This is a genomic window from Methanobrevibacter sp. (assembly GCF_030539555.1).
In the GTDB taxonomy this organism is placed as follows: domain Archaea; phylum Methanobacteriota; class Methanobacteria; order Methanobacteriales; family Methanobacteriaceae; genus Methanocatella.
This window is the reverse complement of the sequence record NZ_JAUNXX010000119.1, coordinates 1-2,806: the sequence shown is the minus strand read 5'-3', so window position 1 is coordinate 2,806 and position 2,806 is coordinate 1. Positions and strand designations below refer to the sequence as shown.

4 protein-coding genes are annotated in these 2,806 nt (G+C 29.2%); 2 read left to right on the top strand and 2 right to left on the bottom strand.

The annotated features are described in order from the left end of the window. Positions 1–346: CPBP family intramembrane glutamic endopeptidase (locus Q4Q55_RS10230; RefSeq protein ID WP_303372700.1), on the top strand; the 346-nt coding region annotated here is incomplete at its 5' end. 538 nt (positions 347–884) lie between these two features. Further along, on the top strand, positions 885–1,073 hold the full coding sequence (locus tag Q4Q55_RS10225; protein ID WP_303372699.1) for a hypothetical protein: 189 nt from the start codon (positions 885–887) through the stop codon (positions 1,071–1,073). Here Q4Q55_RS10225 and Q4Q55_RS10220 read toward each other — a convergent pair. Together Q4Q55_RS10220 and Q4Q55_RS10215 are read right to left on the bottom strand one after the other, a co-directional pair. Continuing rightward, the gene (locus Q4Q55_RS10220) at positions 1,070–2,248 is read right to left on the bottom strand and encodes an ATP-binding protein (RefSeq protein ID WP_303372698.1); all 1,179 of its coding nucleotides are present in this window, start codon (positions 2,246–2,248) and stop codon (positions 1,070–1,072) included. The two genes, Q4Q55_RS10225 and Q4Q55_RS10220, sit on opposite strands and share 4 nt — an antisense overlap. A 370-nt stretch (positions 2,249–2,618) precedes the next feature. Continuing rightward, positions 2,619–2,774 carry a hypothetical protein gene (locus tag Q4Q55_RS10215; protein WP_303372697.1) on the bottom strand — a complete coding sequence of 52 codons (156 nt, stop codon included), beginning with the start codon at positions 2,772–2,774 and terminating at the stop codon, positions 2,619–2,621. Positions 2,775–2,806 lie beyond the last annotated feature (32 nt).

Genomic DNA, 2,806 nt, shown 5'->3' with positions numbered 1-2,806 from the left:
CTGGCATTTTCCGTTATTATTCATTCAAGGAACATACCAGGCAGGACTTATGGTGAATCTTCTTTATGTGATTAACTTTTTTGTGAGTGGAATCCCTATGGGATTTGTCATTACATGGGTCTATCTTGAAAGCGACCGTTCAATATTAGCTTGCATGATATTCCATTTCTTCGTCAATTTCATGCAGGAGAAAATAGCGTTGACACCAGAGACAAAGTGCCTGGAGACAATAGTAATAACAGTAGTTACAATTATCATTATTCTGGCTAAAAAAGATATGTTCTTTGAAACTCGTCATGTCGGAAGACTACTTGAATACAACAGCAATCAGCAGGAACCAAGTTGATTGAAAAGTACTGCTAGGATTTGCAACTTTTTCACGGGTTTCAATATAGTTAAGCTCTAAAATTTCCTTTAAAACATCACCATACTTAATTTTTTCAATTAAAAGTGGAGAATCCGGATTGTGCAACTTTTAATTCATTTTAACAAGATTCATGTTGCTGTTGGCATAACAGTATAGAAATTATCTACTACAAAATCAAACTTGTTGCAAACAATACGAACAAAAAATGATTAAAAAGTAGCGAAATTATCAACTACTTTTTAGTACAATTTGTTCGATAGTTAACGAACAAATATTATTAATCAAATGCTCTTACAAAAATTGAATATAATCATAAATACCATATATAAAATCAATCATGTATTTTTTAAATTAAACCTAGGAGGAAGCGTATGCCGAATTCAAACTTATTGAAAAGTTATTATACAAAAGCGAACAGAACGATATAGAAGCTGAGTTTATAATAGGGAATGAAACATTATGGTCAAGTCAAAAAGTCGTAGCAGAAATATTTGGAACAACTTCAGCCAATATTTCAATGCATTTCTCGAATATCATTCAAGAAGGAGAGTTAGAAGAAAAAGAAGTAAGCATATCTTCTAAAGACCTTTTTAAAGATAATTCTGATTTTATTAAGAAATCCTTAAAAAAATCAAATAATCGAGGTAGGCCACAAAAATGGTATAATCTTGATGCAAACAGATCAATACTGGCTGGTTTTAATTAAAGCGGATAGAAACCAGTTGTTTCAAATTTAATTTTTAACCATAATTTTAACATTTTATCGGCTAAAACAAATTGTTTATCCTGGTTAAATTCAATTATCCCCTGATTGGATAAAGTATCAATGAATCGGGTAATACTTGATTTGGAATATCCCAATTCATTATCTAAAGTGTGTCTTGATGCACCATCATGTTCCAACAAATAGATTATGAAATCCTTTTCTCCCTGAGACAATCTTCCCCAAATATATATCCACATTATTGCAATTTGATCTATATTTAATTGAAGTGTTTGTTTTATGATATTTTCATCACAAATAATATTATTGGGCAATACTGTTGATAAACTGTTTATATATAAAGGAATTCCTCTTGTACATGCATAGAATCTTTCAAATCCTTCATCAGTGAATTTTAGGTTGTTTGATTTTTCATCAATATATCTTTTTGTTTCCTCGAAAGTAAATGGTTCTATGTTTATTTGTATTAATCTTCCACCAAATGCTCCTTCCGGACCATTGATCATGTTTATTATGTCTGATGTTTTTGAAACTGAACCAGTGAAAACATATCCCACATTGAATTGCTTTTGTGTAAAACTTCTTATCAACCAAAAGAACGCTTCAGGGTCTTCAACATTTTTAAGCAATTGAAATTCATCAATGACGATTATAAAACCATTTATTTCATCTGATGAGTCAACTATCTTTTGAGGCAATTCCATTACAAATTTAGATAATTTGTCATAATTATCTGAAATAACTGGAATCGGTATGTCAAATACATTTACGTCATCTGAAAAATCATAATTTTTCAATCCCAATTTTTTAAAATTTGAAGTTATTTTACTCACCCATTTTTTGTAAGATGTTTTATTTTGTGAAATTTCATCATCAATAGCACTTAAAAGTTCTTTTAAAACTTTCTCTTCGGTTAAATTTCCTTTTTGCCTACCCATTATTTCAGATACATCAATGAACACGGATAATATGTCACTATTTTGATCATTTAATATTTTTTTAAGCAGAAATGTTTTACCAACACCACGATATCCTGTTATTAACAGTTGTGGCGGAATATCAAATTTTACTGTAGATAACTGAGTGTTAATCATGTTAATATCCTTTGTTCTGTTAAAAAAGTATTTGTCAATATCTTTTGGCATTGAAACTGGCATTATTATCATTTTAAAAACTTCCTTTTGTTTAATAATATTCTATGTTAACCATTTAATATGTTTTTTGTTATTGGACATGTTCCATCAAATCGGACAAAAACTATTTCATGGAACAAATTAATTTGTTCTATCAAATTGGACATGTTCCATGGTATTGAACATAAACAATTTAATGGAACTAATGATATTATTCCAAGGGATTGGACATGTTCCATGAAATAACTAAATTAATCCATTCCAAATAGTTTCAATTGAAGGCTTTTTAACTGAAAATATATTGTTCATTATTGAATTTAAAGCTTGTTGAAGCCATATCGTAAAATTGTAGTGAAAAAAACATCATACATAAAGTTTTCGGTAAAAATAAGAATCAAAATAATCTGCTTTGTGCATCAATATATGAAGGTTCATTAATTTCCTTTACAACATACTCCTCTTTAACATCCCCAATCAATAATGGAGAATCAGGATTATGCAGTTTCTGGTTTTTTCTAACTAACTTTATGTTGCTGTTGGCATAACACACTTCAAATTATCTACTACTTTTAGTAAAATTTA

Excerpts from the sequence above, each read along its gene's own strand:
- Q4Q55_RS10225 (WP_303372699.1), top strand. The coding sequence starts at position 885 with ATGCATTTCTCGAATATCATTCAAGAAGGAGAGTTAGAAGAAAAAGAA.
- Q4Q55_RS10220 (WP_303372698.1), bottom strand. The coding sequence starts at position 2,248 with ATGCCAGTTTCAATGCCAAAAGATATTGACAAATACTTTTTTAACAGA.